This is a genomic window from Mesorhizobium sp. M1396, from assembly GCF_040317725.1.
Classification (GTDB): Bacteria; Pseudomonadota; Alphaproteobacteria; order Rhizobiales; family Rhizobiaceae; genus Mesorhizobium.
In genome coordinates, this window is record NZ_JAMYLA010000041.1 from 1 (window position 1) to 22,312 (window position 22,312).

The 22,312-nt window shown below is 63.7% G+C and carries 12 protein-coding genes and 1 pseudogene; 10 read left to right on the forward strand and 3 right to left on the reverse strand.

Translation table 11 applies throughout. The annotated features are described in order from the left end of the window. Positions 1-54 precede the first annotated feature (54 nt). The 5 genes and pseudogenes from NKH02_RS23920 to NKH02_RS23940 form a co-directional block, all read left to right on the forward strand. Positions 55-5,730 (forward strand): annotated as a pseudogene (locus NKH02_RS23920) (translocation/assembly module TamB domain-containing protein); the annotation flags it as partial. Positions 5,731-5,996: 266 nt separating this feature from the next. Next, positions 5,997-7,649, forward strand: coding sequence for an ABC transporter substrate-binding protein (locus NKH02_RS23925; protein ID WP_352865523.1), 1,653 nt, complete (start codon positions 5,997-5,999; stop codon positions 7,647-7,649). Positions 7,650-7,876: 227 nt separating this feature from the next. Next, complete coding sequence (locus NKH02_RS23930; RefSeq protein WP_352881989.1) at positions 7,877-8,911, forward strand: ABC transporter permease; 1,035 nt, start codon at positions 7,877-7,879, stop codon at positions 8,909-8,911. A 12-nt stretch (positions 8,912-8,923) separates the two neighbouring features. Then, the gene (locus tag NKH02_RS23935; RefSeq protein ID WP_352865519.1) at positions 8,924-10,081 is read left to right on the forward strand and encodes an ABC transporter permease; all 1,158 of its coding nucleotides are present in this window, start codon (positions 8,924-8,926) and stop codon (positions 10,079-10,081) included. A 66-nt stretch (positions 10,082-10,147) separates the two neighbouring features. Then, the gene (locus NKH02_RS23940) at positions 10,148-12,370 is read left to right on the forward strand and encodes a dipeptide ABC transporter ATP-binding protein (RefSeq protein WP_352865517.1); all 2,223 of its coding nucleotides are present in this window, start codon (positions 10,148-10,150) and stop codon (positions 12,368-12,370) included. Between the two features lie 31 nt (positions 12,371-12,401). Here the strand turns inward: NKH02_RS23940 and NKH02_RS23945 are convergent, their stop codons facing one another. Next, entirely contained in the window at positions 12,402-12,992 is a 591-nt protein-coding gene (locus tag NKH02_RS23945) for a transglycosylase SLT domain-containing protein (protein WP_352881991.1), read from the reverse strand. 217 nt (positions 12,993-13,209) lie between these two features. Between NKH02_RS23945 and NKH02_RS23950 the strand changes: the two genes are divergently transcribed. Next, entirely contained in the window at positions 13,210-14,748 is a 1,539-nt protein-coding gene (locus NKH02_RS23950) for a trimethylamine methyltransferase family protein (protein ID WP_352881993.1), read from the forward strand. A gap of 57 nt (positions 14,749-14,805) precedes the next feature. Beyond that, entirely contained in the window at positions 14,806-17,232 is a 2,427-nt protein-coding gene (locus NKH02_RS23955) for a GcvT family protein (protein ID WP_352881994.1), read from the forward strand. Positions 17,233-17,254: 22 nt separating this feature from the next. Here the strand turns inward: NKH02_RS23955 and NKH02_RS23960 are convergent, their stop codons facing one another. Beyond that, positions 17,255-17,647: a DoxX family protein gene (locus NKH02_RS23960; RefSeq protein WP_352865508.1), complete on the reverse strand. Its 393-nt coding sequence runs from the start codon at positions 17,645-17,647 to the stop codon at positions 17,255-17,257. Positions 17,648-17,847: 200 nt separating this feature from the next. Between NKH02_RS23960 and NKH02_RS23965 the strand changes: the two genes are divergently transcribed. Continuing rightward, complete coding sequence (locus NKH02_RS23965) at positions 17,848-18,336, forward strand: hypothetical protein (protein ID WP_352881996.1); 489 nt, start codon at positions 17,848-17,850, stop codon at positions 18,334-18,336. 83 nt (positions 18,337-18,419) lie between these two features. On the opposite strand, the gene NKH02_RS23970 is transcribed toward NKH02_RS23965, so the two are convergent. Beyond that, complete coding sequence (locus NKH02_RS23970; RefSeq protein WP_352881998.1) at positions 18,420-19,196, reverse strand: VOC family protein; 777 nt, start codon at positions 19,194-19,196, stop codon at positions 18,420-18,422. A 304-nt stretch (positions 19,197-19,500) separates the two neighbouring features. On the opposite strand from NKH02_RS23970, the gene NKH02_RS23975 reads away from it, so the two are divergent. Together NKH02_RS23975 and preA are read left to right on the forward strand one after the other, a co-directional pair. Beyond that, the gene (locus tag NKH02_RS23975; RefSeq protein WP_352882000.1) at positions 19,501-20,865 is read left to right on the forward strand and encodes an NAD(P)-dependent oxidoreductase; all 1,365 of its coding nucleotides are present in this window, start codon (positions 19,501-19,503) and stop codon (positions 20,863-20,865) included. Positions 20,866-20,867: 2 nt separating this feature from the next. Then, complete coding sequence (gene preA, locus NKH02_RS23980; protein ID WP_352865502.1) at positions 20,868-22,181, forward strand: NAD-dependent dihydropyrimidine dehydrogenase subunit PreA; 1,314 nt, start codon at positions 20,868-20,870, stop codon at positions 22,179-22,181. Positions 22,182-22,312 lie beyond the last annotated feature (131 nt).

Here is a 22,312-nt window from a genome sequence, read left to right on the forward strand (position 1 = left end):
TGCCTACTACCCGCGGCGGGGGGGCGGGGCCCCCCGCGGCGGGGGGGGGGGGCGGGCGCCGCGACGACGCTGCCGGTTTCGCTCGACATCAAGCAGATCGACCTGCCCGAGATCGCGTTGGGGCAAGACCTAGCCGGCAGCGGCATCGCCGAACTTGCCGCCAAGGGGATGCTCAAGGCCGACGCCGCGCCGCTGGCGTTCGAGACGACGCTCAACGTCACCCGCCATGATGGCAAGCAGGGCAATGTCGACGCCAAAATCCACTTTGCGCCGGCAGACAACAGGCTCGATCTCGACCTCAAGGCCTCGGAACCGGCAGGCGGCATCATCGCCAATCTGCTTAAATTGCCCGATACGCCGCCGGTCGACATAATCGTCTCGGGTACAGGACCGCTCGCCAACTGGAACGGCATCGGCACGTTCGCGGTCGACGGCAAGATCGTCACTCAGCTGACGGGTCGCCACCAGCTGACCGACAAGGGAAATTACATAGAGGCCGAGGGGGATGGCGATTTCGCCCGCTTCCTGCCGGAGAATTTGAAGCCGCTGTTTGCCGGCAAGACCAGCTTCGATGTCGCGGGCACCGCCACATCGGCCGGCGGTGTCAGTGTCGACCGCGCCAACATCGACAGCGATGCGGTGCATGGCACCGCCACCGGCATCGTCGATCCCGCCGGCGCCAGCGATCTCTCGGTCGAACTCGCCGCCAAGGGGCCGCCTGTCGTCATCAGCGTCGGCAGTAAGGCGCAGCCGATCACGCTGGCGATCAGCAACGCCACCGCCCGCGCGTTCGGTGACGGCAAGGCGCCGATCATCGATATCGGCGCCTCCTTCGTTTCCATCGTCGCCGGTGGTACGCGCCTGGACGATTTGGCGGCGCAGATCCATTCCGACGGTTTCGACATCCAGAACCGCGCCGGGCCGGTCACCGTCAAGCTGGAGGCGGGCGGCCTCAAGACCGACGTGGCGACGTTGGCGCCCTTGATCACCGGCAAGGTCGGTGTCGATCTGGCCGGATCGGTCAGCAAGGATGCCATTGCCATCGACCAGGGCACGCTGCGCTCCGACGCGCTCAACGCTTCGCTGACGGCCACCGTGGCGCTCGCCGATCTGTCGATGCAGCTCAAGATGAACGCGGATGCCGTGGCGACGGCCTTGCCGCCGCAGATTGCGTCGGTGCTCGGTGCCCGCGTGAAATTCTCGGCCACCGCGACGCGCGATCCGCAAGGATCCTTCGCCGCAAACTCGATCGAATTCACCTCCGGTACACTCAGCGCCGCCGGTACGGCCAGCATGCAAGGCACCGACATCCAGGCCGACATCAAGGGCAAACTGGGCGACGTTTCCGTGCTGTCGCCGACGGTCGGCGTGCCGGTTGCCGGCGGCGTCGATTTCGCGCTGTCGGCAAGCGGCGCCATGACGGCGCCGGATTTCACCGTCTCGGCCGACAGCGACAGCCTGACGGCCTCGGGCCGCACGGTGAGGAGCATCAAGCTGACGGCCAGCGGCAAGGCCGACATCACCAGCCCCGCCGCCGATGTCTCGCTGACCGGCTCCGTCAACGACCAGCCGCTCGACATCAGGGCGGCGCTGGTGACGAGCGAAGGCAAGCGTTCGATCAATGGCTTCCTGGTGTCGCTGGGCGACAACAAGGTCTCGGGCGATCTCGCGCTGGACGACAAATTCATGCCGCTCGGCACGCTGACGCTCGCGGCACCCGCGATCGACCAGTTGGCCGCGCTTGCCGGCCAGGCGGTGACGGGCGACATCGACGGCACCATCCGCTTTGCCAAGGAGGGCGACGCGCCGTCGGTCGCCATCGACGCGAAGAGCACGTCGATCGCGCGCGGCGAGGTGACGGCCAAGGCGATCACCGTCAATGCACTGATTGCCAACTATCTCAAGGCGCCGGCGATCGCTGGTTCGATCAAGGCCGACAGCGTCACCTCGGGAACCACCGAAATCGGCGCCATCGGCGTCGACCTGAAGCGCGACGGCGACTGGACCAATTTCACCGGCGGCGCCACCATATCAGGGATTCCGGCGACCGCTGCCGGCCGGGTGAAGATCGCCGATGGCACGACCAGCGTCGAGATCTCCTCGGGCGAAGCCACCGTTCGCGGCATCAAAGCGGCAATCGCTCAAGCCTCGACGCTGAGCATCGCCAACGGCACGACCCGCATCGAAAGACTGGCGCTCGATGTCGGGGGCGGCTCGGTGACCTTGTCCGGTACCGCTGGCCAGACGCTGGACCTCGCGGCGCAATTTTCGGCACTGCCGGCAGCGCTCGCCAATGATTTTTCGCCCGGTCTCGATGCGGTGGGCACGCTCGACGGCACGGCGCAGGTGACCGGATCGGCGGCCGCCCCCGACGTCCGTTTCAACGCGCGGCTTGCTGGCGTCGAAACCAGCCAGACCCGCCAGGCCGGGCTAGGGCCGCTCGCTGTCGACGCGGCCGGCAGCTACACCATGGCCGGCGGTGTTGTTCTCGACCATGCGACGCTGACCGGCGACAAGATTTCCGGCAAGGCGGCCGGCACCCTCAACCCGAACGGCGCCAGCGATTTCGCCCTCGACCTCGCCTCGTCCGGACCGAGCCTGCCGCTGAGGCTGGGCAGCGTTGAAAGCCCGATCAAGCTCGAGCTGCAGGCGCTTTCGGTGAAGGCAGCGGGGCAGGGCACGCAGCCCCGGCTGGACATTTCGGCGACGCTGCCTTCGGTTGCCACAAAGCTGGCCAAGGTCGAAGGCGTAGCGGTCGCCCTGCATTCCGATGCCTTTGACTTGAAGACCCGCACGGGGCCGATCTCCGGCGCGGTGTCGGCGGAAAAGATCGGTCTCGACAATGCGACCATCGCGCCGCTCATCGCCGGCAAGGTCACGGCCAAGGTTGCCGGCAGCCTGGCCGCGGACGCCGTCACCATCGACAGCGGCTCGGTGACGAGCGATGCGCTGAACAGTGGCTTCAACGGGCGGGTATCGCTGGCCGACGGCGCCATCGATCTCAATTTGAAAGCCGATGCCGCCTCGACGGCGCTGCCGGCGGCGGTGCGCGGCGTGCTTGCCGAACGCGCGCAACTGAGCGCTGCGCTGAAGCGCGATGCGTCGGGCAATGTCAATGTCGATGGATTGAAGCTGGCCTCGGGCGCGCTGACCGCGCAAGGGCAAGCCAGGCTTGCCGACAACAAGCTCGCCGCCGACATCAAGGGTGCGCTGAGCGACATCTCGCTGCTGTCGAAAGATGCCAAGGGCGCCGTAGCCTTCGCGTTGAATGCACAGGGGTCAGCCACCGCGCCGGATTTGTCGCTGACGGTCGACAGCGACAGGCTGCTGGTGGCATCGCGCGACATCACCGCTCTGAAGCTGACCGCCACCGGCAAGGCCGATGCCGCCAATCCGGCGGCGAATGTGCAACTGACCGGCAATGTCGCCGGCCAGGCGCTGCAAGGCAGCGCGGTGCTGGCGACGGCGGACGGCAAGAGCGCCATCAACGGCCTGCTGCTGTCGCTGGGTAAGAACAGGATTTCGGGCGATCTGGCGCTGGACGAGAAGTTCGTGCCGGTCGGCACTATCGCGCTCGACCTGCCCGATATCGGGCCGCTGGCGGCACTGGCGCTGGAAAAGGCCGAAGGCGACGTGCGCGGCACGATTGCTTTTTCGAAGAATGGCCCCGCACCGCAAGTCGCGATCAAGGCGGCGACGGCATCGATTTCGCGGGGCGACCTTCAGGCGAAAGCCGTCTCTATCGATGCGCTGGTCACCAACTATCTGGCAGTACCCGTGATCTCCGGAAAGATCCGCGCCGACACCGTCACTTCAGGCGGCACCGTGATTAGCGGCATCGATGTCGACTTGAAGCGCGACGGTGACTGGACCGGCTTTTCCGGCGGCGCAACCGTCAAGGGCATTCCGGCGCGGGCCGCTGGCCGCGTGAAAGTGGCCAACGGCACGACGACCATCGAGCTTGCGTCCGGCCAGGCGACCGTCCAGGGCATCAAGGCGGCCATCGCCCAGGCCTCGACTGTCAGCATTGCCAATGGCACGACGACGCTGGACCGGCTGGTGCTCAACCTTGGCGGCGGCACCGTGACGGTGACGGGCAAGGTCGGCGCGGCGCTCGACATCAACGCGACGCTGGCGCGGGTGCCGATGTCGCTCGCCAACAGTTTCTCGGCCGGTCTCGACGCCGCCGGTTCGATTTCGGGCACGGTCAAGGTGACGGGTGCTCCGGCGAGCCCCGCCGTTGCCTTCAACATCGACGCGGCCGGGGTGCAGACGTCGCAGACCCGAGGTGCTGGTGTCGGTGCGGTGAGTGTTTCCTCGTCCGGCACCTTTGCCGCCAACAAGCTCGGCTTCACTGCCAATGTCAGCGATGGCGCCGGCCTTGGCCTCAAGGGAGGCGGCACCGTGACGACAGCCGGCACGCCGTCGCTGGTGCTCGACTTCAATGGCGCCGTGCCCTTCGGCCTGCTCAGCCAGAAGCTCGCCGCGCAGGGCCTAGCGCTGTCTGGAACCGCCAATGTCAACGTTCAGGTGCGCGGTCCCGCGACGTCGCCTGTCATCGGCGGCAGCGTCAGCACCTCTGGTGCGCGCCTTGTCGATGCGCGCTCAGGCCTCGCCGTCAACGATCTCGCCGCCGATATCTCGATTTCCGGCGGCATCGCCAGGATCAACCGGCTGACCGGGACGCTGTCGACGCGCGGCAGCCTGTCGGCCAGCGGCACCGTCGGCATCAACCCGGCGCAGGGTTTCCCGGCCGACCTGTCGATCAAGCTGGTCGACGGCCGCTATACGGATGGAAGGGTCGTGACCGCCAATCTCGGCGGCGACCTGACGGTAAAGGGACCGCTGACGTCGGCTCCGGTGATCGCCGGCACCGTCAACCTCGCCAAGACGGTGATCACGGTTCCGGACAAATTGCCGGGCTCGCTGACGGCGCTCGACGTCAAGCACAAGAACGCGCCAGGTGCGGTACGGGCGCAGGACAAGGCGCTGCGGCCGCCGACGACAAGCGGCAAGGGCGGCAGCGCTGGCCTTACCCTCGATGTCACGGTCAATGCGCCGAATCAGATATTCATCCAGGGCAGGGGCGTCGATGCCGAACTCGGCGGCTCGCTCAGGCTGACCGGCCCGGCCTCGTCGCCGCAAGCGGTAGGCACCTTCACCTTGCAGCGCGGCCGGCTGACGATCCTCGGCAAGCGGCTGACCTTCACCGAAGGCACGGTTGGCTTCTCCGGCTCGCTGGTGCCCTATCTCAACCTGACTGCGACAACGACGACGACCAGCGCCACTGTCACCATAGTGGTGTCGGGCGAGGCGACCAATCCGAAATTCATCTTCTCCTCGGTGCCGGCGCTGCCCGAGGACGAGGTGCTGGCGCAATTGATCTTCGGCCGCTCGATGTCGAACCTGTCGCCGCTGCAGATCGCCCAACTTGCCGAAGCGGCAGGGCAACTGGCCGGGGTCGGCGGCTCGACGTCACTGCTGGAAAACCTGCGCAGCGCCATCGGCGTCGACGATCTCGACGTCACCACGGACGAGCAGGGCGGCACGGCGGTTTCGGCCGGCAAATACCTCAACGACCGCACCTATGTGACGATCCAGAAGGGTGACAAGCCGGGCTCGGGCAAGGCGACGATCGACCTCAATGTCGGGCGCGGCGTCAAGCTGCGCGGCGAGGCCAACGATGCCGGCGAAGCCAAGGGCGGCATCTTTTACGAAAAGGAATACTGATCTTTCGACTGGGCTTTTGGCCCCACGTTGGCTCGAAAGTGGCGCTGTCCGGCCCCCGGTAAATGTCTCGGTTTAATCGACTATCGAGATTTCAGAGGAATCCGTCGTGCAATAGCAATTTTGCGCCAAGACTGTCGTTATCACGCGAACCGCTCCCTTTCCAAAGTTGCACATTCCCTAACATGTTCCCAATCCATGCCGTCTTTGACATCATGGCCCGGATGCGGAATGTTAAATGGCGGAAAGCCAACAATGGGAGTTAAGTCATGACAATTTACAAGAGTAATGGCGATCGCGTTCCGGATCACATCCTGGCCATGGCCGAAGACGCCAAGGCAGGCAAGGTGGATCGCCGCGAATTCCTGGCCATGGCCAGCGTCTTCGGTGCATCGACGGCAATGGCTTACGGCTTGCTCGGCCTCGCCGACCCGACGCCGGCAAAAGCCGAAGAGGTAAAAGGCAAGAAGGGCGGCACGCTGAAGATCGCCCAGTGGATCAAGGATCCGAAGGATCCGCGCAAGTCCGACTGGTCGGAAATTGCCAATGCCGAGCGCCAGGCGCTCGAGCCGCTGGTCAAGTACACACCCGAATACACATTCCGCCCCTATCTGCTGGAAAGCTGGGACGTCAACGACGATGCCACGCAGTACACGCTGCATGTGCGCAAGGGCGTCACCTGGTCGAATGGCGATGCCTTCACCGCCGCCGACGTCGTCTTCAACCTCAAGCGTTGGGCCGACAAGAAAGCCGAAGGCAATTCGATGCCCGGCCGTCTCGGTTCGCTGGTCAAGGACGACAAGCTCGACGAAAGCGCCGTGACCATGCCTGACGACCATACGGTCGTGCTCAAGCTCGGCAAGCCTGACATCGCGCTCATTCCCAACATGTGCGACTATCCCGGCCTGATCGTCCACAAGAGCTTCGACGAGAAGGGCGGCGACTTCAAGGCCTGCCCGATCGGCACCGGCCCGTTCGAGCTCGTCTCCTACGATGTCGGCCAGAAAGTGGTCTACAAGCGCCGCACCGACGACAAGTGGTGGGACGGCGAAGTGTTCCTCGATGGCCTGGAATTCATCGACTACGGCACCGATCCGGCCGCCATGGTCAGTGCTTTCGAAGCCGGCGAGGTGCACACCAATTTCGAGACCTCGGCCGACTACGTGTCGATCCTCGACGGCATGGACCTGGTGAAGTCGGAAATCGTCACGGCGTCGACCATCGTCTGCCGCACCAACGTCAACAACAAGCCTTATGGCGACCAGAAGGTGCGCAACGCGCTGCAACTCGCGGTCGACAACAATGTCGTTCTTCAGCTTGGCTATGGCAATGCCGGCACGGTCGCCGAAAACCACCATGTCTGCCAGATCCATCCGGAATATTATGAGCTTGCGAAGGTCGCGCGCGATCCGGCCAAGGCAAAGGCGCTGATGGCGGAAGCCGGCCAGGCCGACTTCGAACACGAGCTGATCACCGTCGACGAGGACTGGCACAAGAACACCGGCGATGCGATCGCCGCCCAGATGCGCGACGCCGGTCTCAAGGTGAAGCGCACCGTGCTGCCGGGCTCGACGTTCTGGAACGATTGGACCAAGTATCCGCTGTCCATGACCAACTGGAACATGCGGCCGCTTGGCGTCCAGGTGCTTGCGATCGGCTATCGCACGGGCGAAGCCTGGAACGAGACGGGCTATTCGAATCCCGATTGGGATGCCAAGCTCAATGCGGCGCTCGCCGTTGCCGACGCCGCGAAGCGCAAGGAGATGATGAAGGACATCGAGCAGATCCTGCAAGATTCAGGCATCATCATCCAGCCGTACTGGCGCAAGCTCTACAGCCACTCGGTCAAGGCGGTGCAGAACTACAAGATGCACCCGACCTTCGAGCGCGACTACGGCAAGGTCTGGCTCGAACAGGCTTGATCGCGCCGACAAGGGGAAGGGGCGTCGCCCCTTTCCCTCGCTCTTTGCATCGTCTGCCCCTGTGGGTCCGCGCTTCTCAAAAAAGTTGCGGGACTCCGGGGCAAGGTCGTGCAACAAAAACAAGGTTGATCGCATCCGAAGGCCTGTTTGACAGTCAGCCCCGCCGGTCACGGCAGGGTTGGCTTTCATAGCGGGCTCAAACCCCAACCCATCGGCAGGGGGCAGCCATGCTTTCTTTCGTTATCAGGCGTCTTGGCACCATGGCATTGACGATGCTGTGCCTGACCATGGTTGTCTTCTTCCTGATCAACCTCGAACCCAATCTGAAGAAGCTGGCGATCAGCCAGACCGAAATGCATACATCGGCCGAGCAGCTCGAGAATTGGCTGGTCAACCATGGCTACCGGCAGAACTTCTTCGTGCGTTATGGTCAGTGGCTGGGCGTCGTGCCCAAGCAGCCTGTGAGCGACCCGGCGACCGGCAAGCCCGCGCAGCGTTTCTCCTTCTGCAACGATCCGCTCGTGCCGACCTTCGCCGGCGTTTTCGAGGGCGATTTCGGCTGCTCGACCAAGTTCAAGGCAACCGTCGCCTCGAAACTGTTCCCGGCGCTCGGCGCCACCGGCATCCTGATGTTCTGGGTGCTGGCGGTGATGGTGCCGATCTCGCTGCTGATCGGCATTCTGGCCGGCATGCGCGAGGGTTCGCGAACCGACCGCGTGCTTTCGGTGGCCTCGATCGCTTCGACCGCGACGCCTGAATATGTGTCCGGCGTCATCTTTACCGTCATCTTCGCCTCATGGCTTGGCTGGCTGAACGGTTCGGCGGCATCGGCGAGCCAAGGCATCACCTTCTACAATTTCACCTTGCCGGTGATGACGCTGGCGATCTACGGCATCGGCTACATCGCCCGCATGACGCGCGCTTCGATGGTTGAGGTGATGACGCAGCAATATATCCGCACCGCCCGGTTGAAGGGTCTCTCCTTCGGCAGCGTGGTGGTCAAACATGCGCTGCGCAACGCGCTGATCGCGCCGTTCACCGTCATCATGCTGCAGTTTCCCTGGCTGCTCACCGGCGTCGTCATCGTCGAGGTGATGTTCCGCTACCAAGGCTTCGGCTACACGCTGGTCGAGGCGGCCGGCAACAACGACATCGACCTTTTGCTAGGCTGCTCGCTGGTTTCGGTGTTCATCGTCTTGATCACGCAGCTCATTTCCGATGTCGGCTACGCGTTTCTCAATCCGCGTATCAGAGTTCAGTAGGGAGCCAAGCGGATGCCGGTTCAATATATCAGTGGCTTCACCGTCGTTCTCGAAGTGCTGTCGCGCTTCTGGCCGGTCTGGATCGCGCTCGTCATCGTCATGGGCGCGAGCTTCGCCTACAAGAAGAAGCTGGCGCTCTATGGCCAGTTGTTCGACAGCGGTGTCGGCGTCGTCGGCGTCGGCATCTGTCTGTTCTGGCTGTTCACGGCGATCTTCGCCGCGACCATCTCGCCGTTCGATCCGCTGGCCCAGGTCCCCATCATGAAGGACGTGCTGCCGGGCGCCATCGAACCGCAATCGGGGCTGACCTATCTGTTCGGCGGCGACAAGCTGGCGCGCGACGTGTTCTCGCGCATGGTCCATGGCAGCCAGATCGTGCTGATCATCGCGCCTGCCGCAACCGGCTTCGCGCTGATGGTCGGCATCACGCTCGGCCTGCCCGCGGGCTATTACGGCGGCAAGATCGACACGGTGCTGTCGTTCCTGGCCAATTTGGTGCTCGCCTTCCCGGTCATCCTGCTGTTCTACCTGCTGGTGACGCCGGGCATCATGGATACGCCGATCCCCTATGCGATGGCCGGCGTGTTCTTCCTGTTCCCGATCATCTTCTTCAGCGTGCTGTTCTGGACGCGCTACAAGAACCGGCCCGACCGGCTCTACATCCTGCTCGGCATCACCCTGATCGTCGGCGGCTGGATCTATCTCGGCCTTGTGTTCGACAAGGACCCGCTGAGGATCGTTCACATCGATCCCAACCAGCTCAACATCTTCGTGGCGGTGGTGTTCGCCTCCAGCCCCGGCGTGTTCCGCATCGTGCGCGGCCTTGTGATGGACATCAAGACACGCGACTATGTGGCGGCGGCGCAGACGCGCGGTGAATCGCCCTGGTACATCATGCTGTGGGAGATCCTGCCCAATGCGCGCGGGCCGCTGATCGTCGATGCTTGCCTGCGCATCGGCTACACCACGATCCTGCTCGGCACGTTGGGGTATTTCGGCCTCGGCCTGGCGCCGGAAAGCCCGGACTGGGGCACCGCGATCAAGGACGCCAGCCGGTTGCTGCGCTCCTTCATCCACCCGGCGCTGCCACCAACGATCGCGCTGATGTCGTTCGTGCTGGGCTTGAACCTGCTCGCCGACTCGTTGCGCGAACAATCGATGAAAGACTGATCTGCGGGTTTCGACCCGATGCGCCTAAGAGAATTAGGCCTGAAAGAACCAGGATTGGAGCGACCCATGAACGAGGCAGTTCGAAATCCCGCCAAGCCGACCCCTGGGCCGACCAATGGGCCGATCATCGAGATCGAGAACCTGTCGATCTCCTTCTTCACCCGCAAGGGCGAGATACCGGCCGTCATGGATTTTTCCTGCACTGTCATGCCGGGCGAGGCGATGGGCATCGTCGGCGAATCCGGCTGCGGCAAGTCGACCGTGTCGCTCGGCATCATGCGCGACCTCTCCAACATCGGGAAGATCGTCGGCGGCAAGATCAAGTTCCAGGGCAAGGACATGGGCGAGCTCTCCGATGAGGAGTTGCGCGCCATCCGCGGCAACAAGATCGCGATGATCTACCAAGAGCCGATGGCCAGCCTCAACCCGGCGATGAAGGTCGGACAGCAGTTGATGGAAGTGCCGCTGATCCACGACAAGGTGTCGAAGGAAGAGGCGTATAAACGCGCGCTCGAAATGGTACGCTCGGTCAAGCTGCCCGATCCCGAGCGCATGATGCGCTCCTATCCGCACCAGCTCTCCGGCGGCCAGCAACAGCGTATCGTCATCGCCATGGCGTTGCTGTCGAAGCCGGCGCTGCTGTTGCTCGACGAGCCGACGACGGCGCTCGACGTGACGGTGGAAGCGGGCATCGTCGACTTGGTCAAGGGGCTCGGCGAGAAGTTCGGCACGTCGATGATCTTCGTCTCGCACAATCTCGGCCTGATCCTGGAGACCTGCGACCGCATCACGGTGATGTATTCTGGCGAGGCGGTCGAGACCGGCAAGATCAAGGATGTCTTCGACCGGATGCGCCATCCCTACACGCAAGGGCTGTTCCGCTCGATCCCGCTGCCCGGCGCCGACAAGAACTCACGGCCGTTGATTTCGATTCCCGGGCAATTGCCGCTGCCGCACGAGCGGCCCAAGGGCTGCAATTTCGGCCCGCGCTGCCACCATTTCGTCGAGGGCGTCTGCAACGCCGCCGAAATCCCGATGATCGAGGTCGCGGGACATGAAGGCCATTTTTCGCGCTGCGTGCGCTTCAATGAGATCGACTGGGAGGCGCTGCCGCCCGGCGCCAAGAAGGTCAATGAGCGCGTCGTGCCCGGCGCGCCGGTGCTCAAGATCGAGGATCTGAGAAAATACTACAGAGTCGGCGGCAGCGAGGTGTTCGGCTCGAGCGAGGGCCGCGTCGTCAAGGCCAACGAGACGATCTCGTTCATGGCGCGTGAATCCGAGACGGTCGCCATAGTCGGCGAATCCGGCTGCGGAAAGTCGACGCTGGCCAAGGTGCTGCTCGGGCTGGAGACGGCAAGTGCCGGCACGGTGACGCTGGGCAACAAGGAAATCCAGTCGACCGGCATCGAGAGCCGTAGCGTCGAGACTGTATCGTCGATCCAGATGGTGTTCCAGAACCCGTTCGACACGCTCAATCCCAGCCATTCGGTTGGCTCGCAGATCATCCGCACGCTGGAGAAGTTCAATGTCGGCAAGACGGTTGCCGACCGCCGCAAGCGCATGCTGGAACTGCTCGATCTGGTGAAGCTGCCGCGGGCCTTCGAGACCCGCAAGCCGCGCCAGCTATCCGGCGGCCAGAAGCAGCGCATCGGCGTGGCGCGGGCCTTTGCCGGCGACGCCAAGGTGGTGGTGGCCGACGAGCCGGTCTCGGCACTGGACGTGTCCGTGCAGGCAGCTGTGACCGAACTTTTGATGGACATCCAGCGCAAGAACAAGACGACGATGCTGTTCATCAGCCACGACCTGTCCGTCGTGCGCTACATCGCCGACCGCGTCGTCGTCATGTATCTCGGCTATATTGTCGAGCAGGGTACGACCGACCAGATATTCGCGCCGCCCTATCACCCCTATACCGAGGCACTGCTGTCGGCGATCCCGATCGCCGACACCAGCGTGGTCAAGCGCCACATAGTGCTGGAAGGCGATATCCCGTCGGCGATGAACCCGCCGTCGGGCTGTCCGTTCCAGACGCGCTGCGGCTACAAGAAGCTGGTGCCGGACAATCTGTGCGAGACCAAGGTGCCGCTGGTCAAGCATCTCGGCGACGGCCATATGAGCCTGTGCTGGCTCTCCGACGATGTGCTGGCCAAGATGGAACCGGTGATCAAGTTCGACAAGGAACATGCCGCGCATGAAGGCGTGCCCGAGGACTCGCCGCATGGCGATGGCCCGGGCTTTGCCGGCCCGCCGCCGAAGCGTCCGCGTGGCAAGAAGCCGAAGCCGAGCTGATCAAGGCGCTGCCGCTGTCGCGGCAGCCCTTTTAGGTGCCGCACTGGCTCAACTGCTGCGCATAGTCGCGGGCCATCTTCTCGGTCGCCCTCGCATAGCCTTGGACGCCGGCATCGCCCCGGTTGCCGCGGCCATAGGCGGTCCAGCCGAGATAGTAGGCGAGATAGAGATTGTAGGTGTCGTTGCGAGCGACGCCATAGGTGTCAGCGGTCTTGGAGTGATACCAGCCGACGAAATCGACCGCATCGGCGAACTTCGTGCGCCGCGCCGCCCAGTTGCCGGTCTCGCTCTGATATTGCGACCAAGTGCCGTCCAGCGCCTGTGAGAAGCCGGTGGCCGATGAGACATGCTTCCACGGAATGAAGCCGAGGAGCTTGGTGCGTGGCGGCCTTGCGTTGCTCTTGAAGCCGGATTCCTTGCGCACCGTCGCCATGAGCACGGGAACCGGCACGCCGTATTTCTGTTGCGCGCGCTCGGCGGCCGACTGCCAGTTGTCGAACCAACCGTCATTCTGGTCGAAGACGGCACAGACGTTGTTGATGTGGTTGGGCGGTGTCGCGCAGGCAGAAAGTGCCAACAGCACGCAAACGGCACCAATTTTACTAAAACTCGAACTACGCATTGGCAGAGCAATAGGCTGAAATCATAAAGGGAATCTTGCAGCGTTCGTTAACGCCTCGTCGCACACCCCCTTGAAAAAAATCCAGTACCTGTAAATCGACGTGTTTCGTCGCTTTTTCTAAATTGATGCCGCAGAAATGCCGCCGTGGCTAAAATCACGCCCGCAAACGGCGCATTTCTGACAGCTTGCCTCGTTTGCCGGGGCTTTGATGCCAGGCATGAACGAACCGAGACGCAAACGCGGCGCCGAGCGCACCAGCAACAGGGGGCCGTCGGCCATTCCGCAACTGCCGCTCAGGCGGGTGACAAATCCCTATCCGCCAATGGCCATGCTGTCGCCCGACCAGATCGAGCAGATCCACCAGGCGTCGATGCACATATTGGAGAATTTCGGCATCGAGGTGATGAGCCCGCGCGCACTGTCGCTGTTCGAGAAGGCCGGCGCCAAGGTCGATCATGCCTCAGCGAATGTCCGCATCGATAGGGGGTTGGTCGCAGAGGCGTTGAAGACCACGCAATCCAGCTATGTGTTGACGCCGCGCAATCCGGCCAACGCCGTTCATCTCGGCGGCAACACCATCAATTTCACCCTCGTTGCCGGGCCGCCCAATGTGCACGACATGGAGCGCGGCCGCCGCGCCGGCAATCTGCGCGACTATTCGGATCTGACCCGGCTGGCGCAGCATTTCAACTGCATCCACATGCTCGGCAATCAGGTCTGCGCGCCGGTCGAGCTGCCGGCCAACTCCCGCCATCTCGACACCTATTTCACCAATCTGACGCTGACCGACAAGAGTTTCCATGTCTCGGCGATCGGCCGGGGCAGGGCGCTCGACGGCATCGAGATGATGGCGATCGCCCGTGGCTTGAGCCTCGACCAGATGCGCGACGACCCCGGCGTCACCACCATAATCTCGGTCAACTCGCCGCGCCGCTTCGACGAGATGATGGCCGAGGGGCTGATGACCATGGCCGAGTTCGGCCAGTCGGTGGCGGTGACGCCGTTCACGCTGATGGGGGCGATGAGCCCGGTGACGCTGGCCGGCGCGCTGGCGCAGCAGAACGCCGAGGCGCTGTTCGGTGTGGTGCTGACTCAGCTGGTGCGTCCGGGCGCGCCTGTCATGTACGGCGCCTTCACCTCCAATGTCGATATGAAGTCGGGCGCGCCGGCCTTCGGCACGCCGGAGAACACCAAGGCCAACATCGCGTCGGGACAGCTGGCGCGGCGTTACGGGTTGCCGTACCGCACGACGCCGGGCTCGGCCTCCAACGCCGCCGACGCGCAAGGCGCCTATGAGACGTTGATGGCACTGTGGGGCGCGGTGCTCGGCCATGGCAATCTCGTCTATCATGCCGCCGGCTGGCAGGAGGGCGGGCTGACGGCGTCGTTCGAGAAGCTCATCATCGATGTCGAGATGATCCAGCACATGATGGAATTCCTGCGTCCCATCGAGGTCAACGAGGCCGAGCTTGCCGTCGAGGCTTTGGGCGCGGTGCCGACCGGCGGTCATTTCTTCGGCGAGCCGCACACGCTGGAGCGCTACGCCACCGCCTTCTACCAGCCGATGCTGTCCAACTGGCAGAACTACGAGGCCTGGCAAGAGGCCGGTGGCCTCGACGCCACGGCACGCGCGACGCGGCTGTGGAAGAAGGCATTGGAAGACTATGTCGAGCCGGTGATGGATATCGCCGTGCGCGAGGCGCTGGAGGCTTACATGGCCAGGCGCAAGGAATCGATCGGGCAGGGCGAGCCGTGACGCTTCCCAGCTCGAATCCAGTCACCCATCCAACTCACTGATATCAGAGAAAAATCCATGAAATCGCATGCAAAGGTCGTGGTCATTGGCGGTGGCGTCGTCGGGTGCTCCGTGCTGTTCCATCTCGCTCGCCACGGCTGGACCGACGTGGTGCTGCTGGAGCGAGACGAGCTGACATCCGGCTCGACCTGGCATGCGGCCGGCGGCATGCACACCATCAATGGCGACCCCAATGTCGCCAAGCTGCAGAAATACACCATCAACCTCTACAAGGAGATCGAGGAGCTTTCCGGCCAGGCGACCGGCGTGCATCTGACCGGTGGCGTGCTTTTGGCGGCGACCGAGGCGCGGCTCGACTGGCTGCGCGGCGTCGTCGCCAAGGGCCGCTATCTCGGCATCGAGCTTGCGGAAATCTCCCCCAAAGAGGCGGCCGAGCTGATGCCGCTGCTCGACCCCAAGCAGTTCGTCGGCGCCGTCAGGAACAAGGAGGACGGCCATCTCGATCCCTCCGGCGTCACCCATGCCTATGCCAAGGCGGCGCGCAAACTCGGCGCCGAGGTCGAGCGCTTCACCAAGGTCGAGGACATCGTGCGGCGTCCCGACGGGATGTGGCGCGTCATCACCAACAAGGGCGACGTGGTGGCCGAGCATGTCGTCAACGCCGGCGGCCTGTGGGCGCGCGAGGTCGGCCGCATGGTTGGCCTGGAGCTTCCGGTGCTGGCGATGGAGCACATGTACCTGATCACCGAGGACATGCCGGAAGTCGCCGCCTGGAACGCCAAGACCGGCACCGAGATCATCCACGCGGTCGACTTCGATGGCGAGCTCTATCTGCGCCAGGAGCGTGGCGGCATGCTGATGGGCACCTATGAGAAGGCCAACAAGCCGTGGTCCGAGTTCCAGACGCCGTGGAATTTCGGCCATGAATTGCTGGCGCCGGACATCGACCGCATCGCGCCGTCGCTGGAGGTCGGGTTCCGGCATTTCCCGGCCTTCCAGAACACCGGCATCAAGCAGATCATCAACGGACCCTTCACCTTCGCGCCGGACGGCAACCCGCTGGTCGGGCCGGTGCGCGGGCTGCCGGGCTTCTGGGTCGCCTGCGGCGTCATGGCTGGTTTTTCACAGGGCGGCGGCGTCGGGCTGGCACTGTCCAACTGGATGATCGAGGGCGATCCCGGCGCCGACATCTGGGCGATGGACGTCGCGCGCTATGGCGACTGGGCGACGATGGCCTACACCAACGCCAAGGTGCGCGAGAATTATTCCAGGCGATTTTCGATCCGCTTTCCCAATGAGGAACTGCCCGCCGGGCGGCCGCTGAAGACGACACCGGTCTATGATTTGCTGTCTGCCAGGGGTGCGCAATGGGGCGTTGCCTATGGGCTGGAGATGCCGCTCTGGTACGCGCCGGAGGGCGTCAAGGACGAGTTCTCGTGGCGCCGCTCGAGCGACTTCACGCAGGTGGCCAAGGAGGTCGCGACCGTCCGCGACGGTGTGGGCCTGTCCGAGATTTCGAGCTTCGCCAAATACGAGGTGACGGGCGAGGGCGCGGCCGCATGGCTCGACCGGATGCTTGCCTGCAAACTGCCGAAGCCCGGCCGCATGACGCTGGCGCCGATGCTGAAGGAAGACGGCAGACTGATCGGCGATTTCACGCTGGCCAATCTTGGCAGCGAAGGCTGGTTCCTCGCCGGCTCCGGCATCGCCGAGCAATATCACATGCGCTGGTTCGAGAAGCACCTGCCTGATGACGGCTCGGTTCGCATCGATGCGCTTGGCCAGAAGCTCACCGGCGTGTCGATCGCCGGCCCGAGGGCGCGGGATGTGCTGGCCAAGGCCACACGCTCCGACGTGTCCAATGCGGCGGTTCCGTTCATGGCCATAGGCAGGATGGATATCGGCATGGCGCCATGCCTGGTCGGCCGCGTCAGCTACACCGGCGATCTCGGCTACGAGGTCTGGGTAGCGCCGGAATACCAGCGCGCCGCCTATCAGACGTTGATGGCGGCCGGCGAGGAATTCGGCATTGGCCTGTTCGGCTCGCGCGCGCTCAACGCGCTGCGGCTGGAGAAGAATTACGGCTCGTGGGGACGCGAGTACCGGCCGATCTACGGGCCGCTCGAGGCCGGGCTCGACCGTTTCGTCGCCTATGGCAAGGACGCCGACTTCGTCGGCAAGGCCGCGGCACTCGCCGAGCGCAAGCAGGGCGGCAAATTGCGCCTGCGTGCCTTCATCGTCGACGCCGACGACGCCGACGTCATCGGCGACGAGCCGATCTGGTTCGGCGGCGCCGTGCGCGGCTGGGTCACCTCGGGCGGCTACGCGCATCACTCGAAAAAATCCGTTGCCGTCGGCTATGTGCCAAAAGAGATCGCCGATGAGAGCGACGGGTTCGAGATCGAGTTGTTGGGTAAACGCCATGCGGCGCGCATGCAGCCGGCAGCGCTGTTCGACGCCAATTTCGAGCGGATGCGCGCCTGAAATCAGGCGGGTATCGCAAGGGTCAGGCGTTGCGGCGATTGTCCAGCGCGAAGGCGCCGGCGCCGGCGAACACCAGATAAAGGAAGATGAAGCAGAACGAGATCGCCGAATCGCCGCCGTTGTTGACGGGGAAGAAGTCGCGCGGCATGTGCGCCATGAAATAGGCGATCGCCATTTCGCCCGCCAGAAGGAACGCGACCGGGCGGGTGAACAGCCCCAGCGCCAGCAGGATGCCGCCGGCGAATTCGAGGATGCCGGCTGTGAGCGTCAGTCCAGTCAAGGCGCCGGCATGCTCGCCGATCGGGAAATTGAACAGCTTCTGCGAGCCATGCTCGATGAACTGCAGGGCCGTGACGATGCGCAAAACACCGAGTGCCTGCGGCTGATATCTGGCAAGGCCATCGAAAAGCTTCATCCAAAACTCCCTTTTACCCTCCCGGACCGGGCATAGATTACCGCCCGGCAATGGACCATTCACTTCACATGACCTGCCATCAACAACCGGTGATTGGAAATGTTCCCCAGCCCTTTCATAGCATTCACGCTAGGGTTGCATTCTTGCCGCTATGGTTGTATTGGTGTGTGGATACTCCAACCGGGTGGGTTCCCTTTGCCATGAAAAAAGTCGTCATCAGCCTATTCGCATTCCTTGCGGGCACCAGCTTCGCCTTGGCCGAGGAGGCAGGCTGCGAGGCCTTCAAATGGTCGGTGACGCGGGAACAGGCCCTGTTTGCCGCAGCGCCTTCAACTTCGTCGGAAACGACGCTGGCGGTCGGTGCGGCCGCGGACCTGGCGCTGGTGCCGGTCGAGAAAGCCGGCTTCGCGATACCGCCCGAACGTGCTCCTGTGGCAGGCACGTTCGGCGCTGTTACCAGCGTGGAGGTGCCACCCGAGGGTGCTATACAGATAAGTCTCTCGGGTGAGGCCTGGATCGATGTCATTCAGGACGGCCACGCCATCAAGTCGGCGGGCTATAGCGGCGTGAAAACCTGCCCCGGCATCCGCAAGAGCGTGCGCTTCAAGCTTGCGTCCGGCCCGGCCACCGTCCAGTTCAGCGGCGCGAAAGAGGCTGACTTGAAGGTCGCGGTGCTGGCGCCGGAATAGGCTAGCGCCAGGCTAAGGAATACGGCCCTTCATTGATGGTGCGATGAAGGGCCGGCGCTTTGTTCCCATGCTATTTATCGCCGTCAACGTACCGGCGCCATCAATGCGAAATGCGCGCCTTGCGGGTCCTGGCACTGGACGACCCAGCTGCCGCCGGGGACCTCCATCGGCCCCATCAGGATCTTGCCGCCATTGTCGGTCACGCGTTTGGCCGCCGCGTCGATGGCCGGAACATTGAAATAGAATTGCCAGACCGGGACCGGAATCTGCTCCGGCTTGTTCATGATGCCGCCACCAGATTCGGGGCCGGCGGTGAAGGTCTGGTAGGTGCCCATCGGGCCCATATCGAAATCACCGGCATCGACCCAGCCGAACTGGTCGGAATAGAAATCGAACGCGGCCTTCCAGTCGCTGGTGTAAAGCTCGTGCCAGCCGATATGGCCTGGCGTGCTGGCCGGCACGACAGGCTGGTCGGGGCCGTTCGGCTGCAGGAACATGAATGTCGCGCCCTGCGGATCGGCGACGACGGCAAAGCGTCCGACGCCCGGAATGTCGTCGGGCTGGCGGTGAACGGTGCCGCCGGCTTTTTCCAGCGATGCCGTCGAGGCATCGACATCTTTTGTATGGATGTAGCCCAGCCAGGCGGGCGGCATGCCCATCTTGGCGGCATCCTCGGGCAGGGTCATCAGGCCGGCGACGCCACGTTCGCCAACATTCATGACGATATAGCGCGGCCTGCCGGGCGCCACGTCGAAAGGCTTCGCCGTCCAGCCGACCACTTTGGGGTAGAACGCTTCGGCGGCGTCGAGATCGGTGGTCATCAACTCGTACCAGAAGAAGGGCATCGGGGCTTTTGGCATTTTCGGTCTCCTCACCTTTCATGCATCGATCGTCATCCGATCCATCCTAGGACGATCTTCACGACGGAAATCCGACAGCCCCGAACAACAATGTCTCCGCATGCCAAGCGTTCCCGGTTGCGGACGAGGTCAGATCTATCCATAGCCGTGGACTTGCTGCAAACGCTATCGCAGTCGACATAACATGAGTAAAATAATCATGTTATGTCGAGCCTTTTCAACAGCTTGCGGCGAAAATTGACCAATTGATAAAAAAATAAAACGTGCTAGCCTTTCCCAAAATGAAAAACACGGGGAACTGAGAATGCCAGAAGGCCAGTTCAAAGAAGGCATAGCAGGCGGCAGGCTCTCGGCCGACCAGTACGCGGACAATTTTTCCGACCTGCACCCGCCGCTGGATCACCATGAGGCGCTGGTCGAATCCGACCGCTGCTATTTCTGCTACGACGCGCCGTGCATGAATGCATGCCCCACCTCGATCGATATTCCGCTGTTCATCCGCCAGATCTCGACCGGCAATCCGATCGGTTCGGCCAAGACGATCTTCGACCAGAACATTCTGGGCGGCATGTGCGCCCGCGTCTGTCCGACCGAAACGCTGTGCGAAGAAGTTTGCGTACGCGAGGTGGCCGAAGGCAAGCCGGTGCAGATTGGCCGCCTGCAGCGCTATGCCACCGACGTCGCCATGGGCGAGAACAAGCAGTTTTATACGCGCGCCGAGCCGACCGGGAAGACAGTCGCCGTGGTCGGCGCCGGGCCGGCAGGCCTTGCCGCCGGGCATCGGCTCGCACGCCATGGCCATGACGTGACCATCCTGGAGGCGCGCCCGAAGGCCGGCGGCCTCAACGAATATGGCATCGCCGCCTACAAGAGCGTCGACGATTTCGCCCAGGCCGAAGTCGACTACGTGACCGCCATCGGAGGCATCGACATCCAGAACGGCAAGGCGCTCGGCCGCGACTATCAGCTCTCCGACCTGATCCGGAACTACGACGCGGTGTTTCTCGGCATGGGACTTGGCGGCGTCAACGCGCTGCGCGCCGATGGCGAGGACGCCGACGGCGTCGTCAATGCGGTCGAGTTCATTGCCGAGCTGCGCCAGGCGAGTGACCTTTCCGGCCTGCCGGTTGGCCGGCGCGTCGTCGTCATCGGCGGCGGCATGACGGCGATCGACGCCGCCGTGCAGTCGAAGCTGCTTGGCGCCGAGGAGGTGACGATCTGCTACCGGCGCGGCCAGGAGCATATGAACGCTTCCGAGTTCGAGCAGGATCTGGCCGCCGCCAACGGCGTCACCATCCGCCACTGGCTGCAGCCGAAGCGGGTCATTGTCGAAGGCGGCAAGGTGTCGGGCGTCGAACTCGAATACACCGCCCTGAACGGTGACAAGCTTGCCGGCACCGGCGAGAGGCTGACGCTCGTTGCCGACCAGGTGTTCAAGGCCATCGGCCAGAGCTTTGTGCCGGCCGCACTCAACGGCAGCGGTGCGTCGATCGACCTCGAGGCCGGCCGCATCAAGGTCGATGCGGAAGGGCGCACTTCGCTGGCCAGGGTCTGGGCCGGCGGCGACTGCATCTTCGGTGGCGACGACCTCACCGTCTCGGCGGTCGCGCAAGGCCGCGACGCGGCGGAGAGCATCAATCGGGCACTGACCTCGAACGGGAGGGCATGAGCATGGCGGATATCCGCAACAATTTCGTCGGCATCAAATCGCCCAATCCGTTTTGGCTGGCCTCGGCGCCGCCGACCGACAAGGCCTACAACGTCATCCGCGCCTTCAAGGCCGGCTGGGGCGGCGTCGTGTGGAAGACGCTGGGCGAGGAAGGCCCGCCGGTGGTCAACGTCAATGGTCCGCGCTACGGCGCGATCTGGGGCGCCGACCGCCGCCTGCTCGGCCTCAACAACATCGAGCTGATCACCGACCGCGACCTGCAGGTCAATCTGCGCGAGATCAAGCAGGTCAAGAAGGACTGGCCCGACCGCGCAATCGTCGTCTCGCTGATGGTGCCCTGCGTCGAGGAAGCCTGGAAGGCGATCCTGCCAGTGGTCGAGGAGACCGAGGCTGACGGCATCGAGCTCAATTTCGGCTGCCCGCACGGCATGTCGGAACGCGGCATGGGTGCCGCCGTCGGGCAAGTGCCGGAATACATCGAAATGGTGGTTCGCTGGTGCAAGCAGAACACCCGCATGCCCGTCATCACCAAGCTGACGCCCAACATCACCGATGTGCGCAAGCCCGCGCGGGCGGCACACGCCGGCGGCACCGACGCGGTTTCGCTGATCAACACCATCAACTCGATCACCGGCGTCGACCTCGACAGTTTCGCGCCGCAGCCGACCATCGACGGCAAGGGCTCGCATGGCGGCTATTGCGGTCCGGCGGTGAAGCCGATCGCCATGAACATGGTGGCCGAAATCGCGCGCGATCCTGAAACGCACGGCCTGCCGATCTCCGGCATCGGCGGCATCACCACGTGGCGCGACGCGGCCGAATTCATGGCGCTCGGCGCTGGCAATGTGCAGGTGTGCACGGCGGCGATGACCTATGGCTTCAAGATCGTGCAGGAGATGATCGCCGGCCTGGAAAACTGGATGGACGAGAAGGGCCATGCCACGCTCGACGACATCGTCGGCCGCGCCACGCCCAATGTCACCGACTGGCAGTATCTCAACCTCAACTACGTCGCCAAGGCGCGTATCGACCAGGACGCCTGCATCAAATGCGGCCGCTGCCACATCGCCTGCGAGGACACCTCGCACCAGGCAATCACCAGCATGGTCGACGGCGTCAGGCATTTCGAGGTGATCGAGGCCGAATGCGTCGGCTGCAACCTGTGCGTCAATGTCTGCCCGGTCGAGAACTGCATCACCATGGAGCCGCTGGCCGTCGGCGTGATGGACCAGCGCACCGGCAAGCCGGTCTCACCGATCTACGCCAATTGGACGACGCACCCGAACAACCCGATGGCCAAGGTGGCGGCGGAGTAGTTTTTGTCATTGCCGATTTAGCGCGATCGCCCCGTGTGTCCGCACGGGGCGATTTTGTATGGTCGCGACAAAGGGGCAGCACAACCCCTGAGATAATCTGCGCATCAGTCGTTCCCGCAGTATCACAAAGC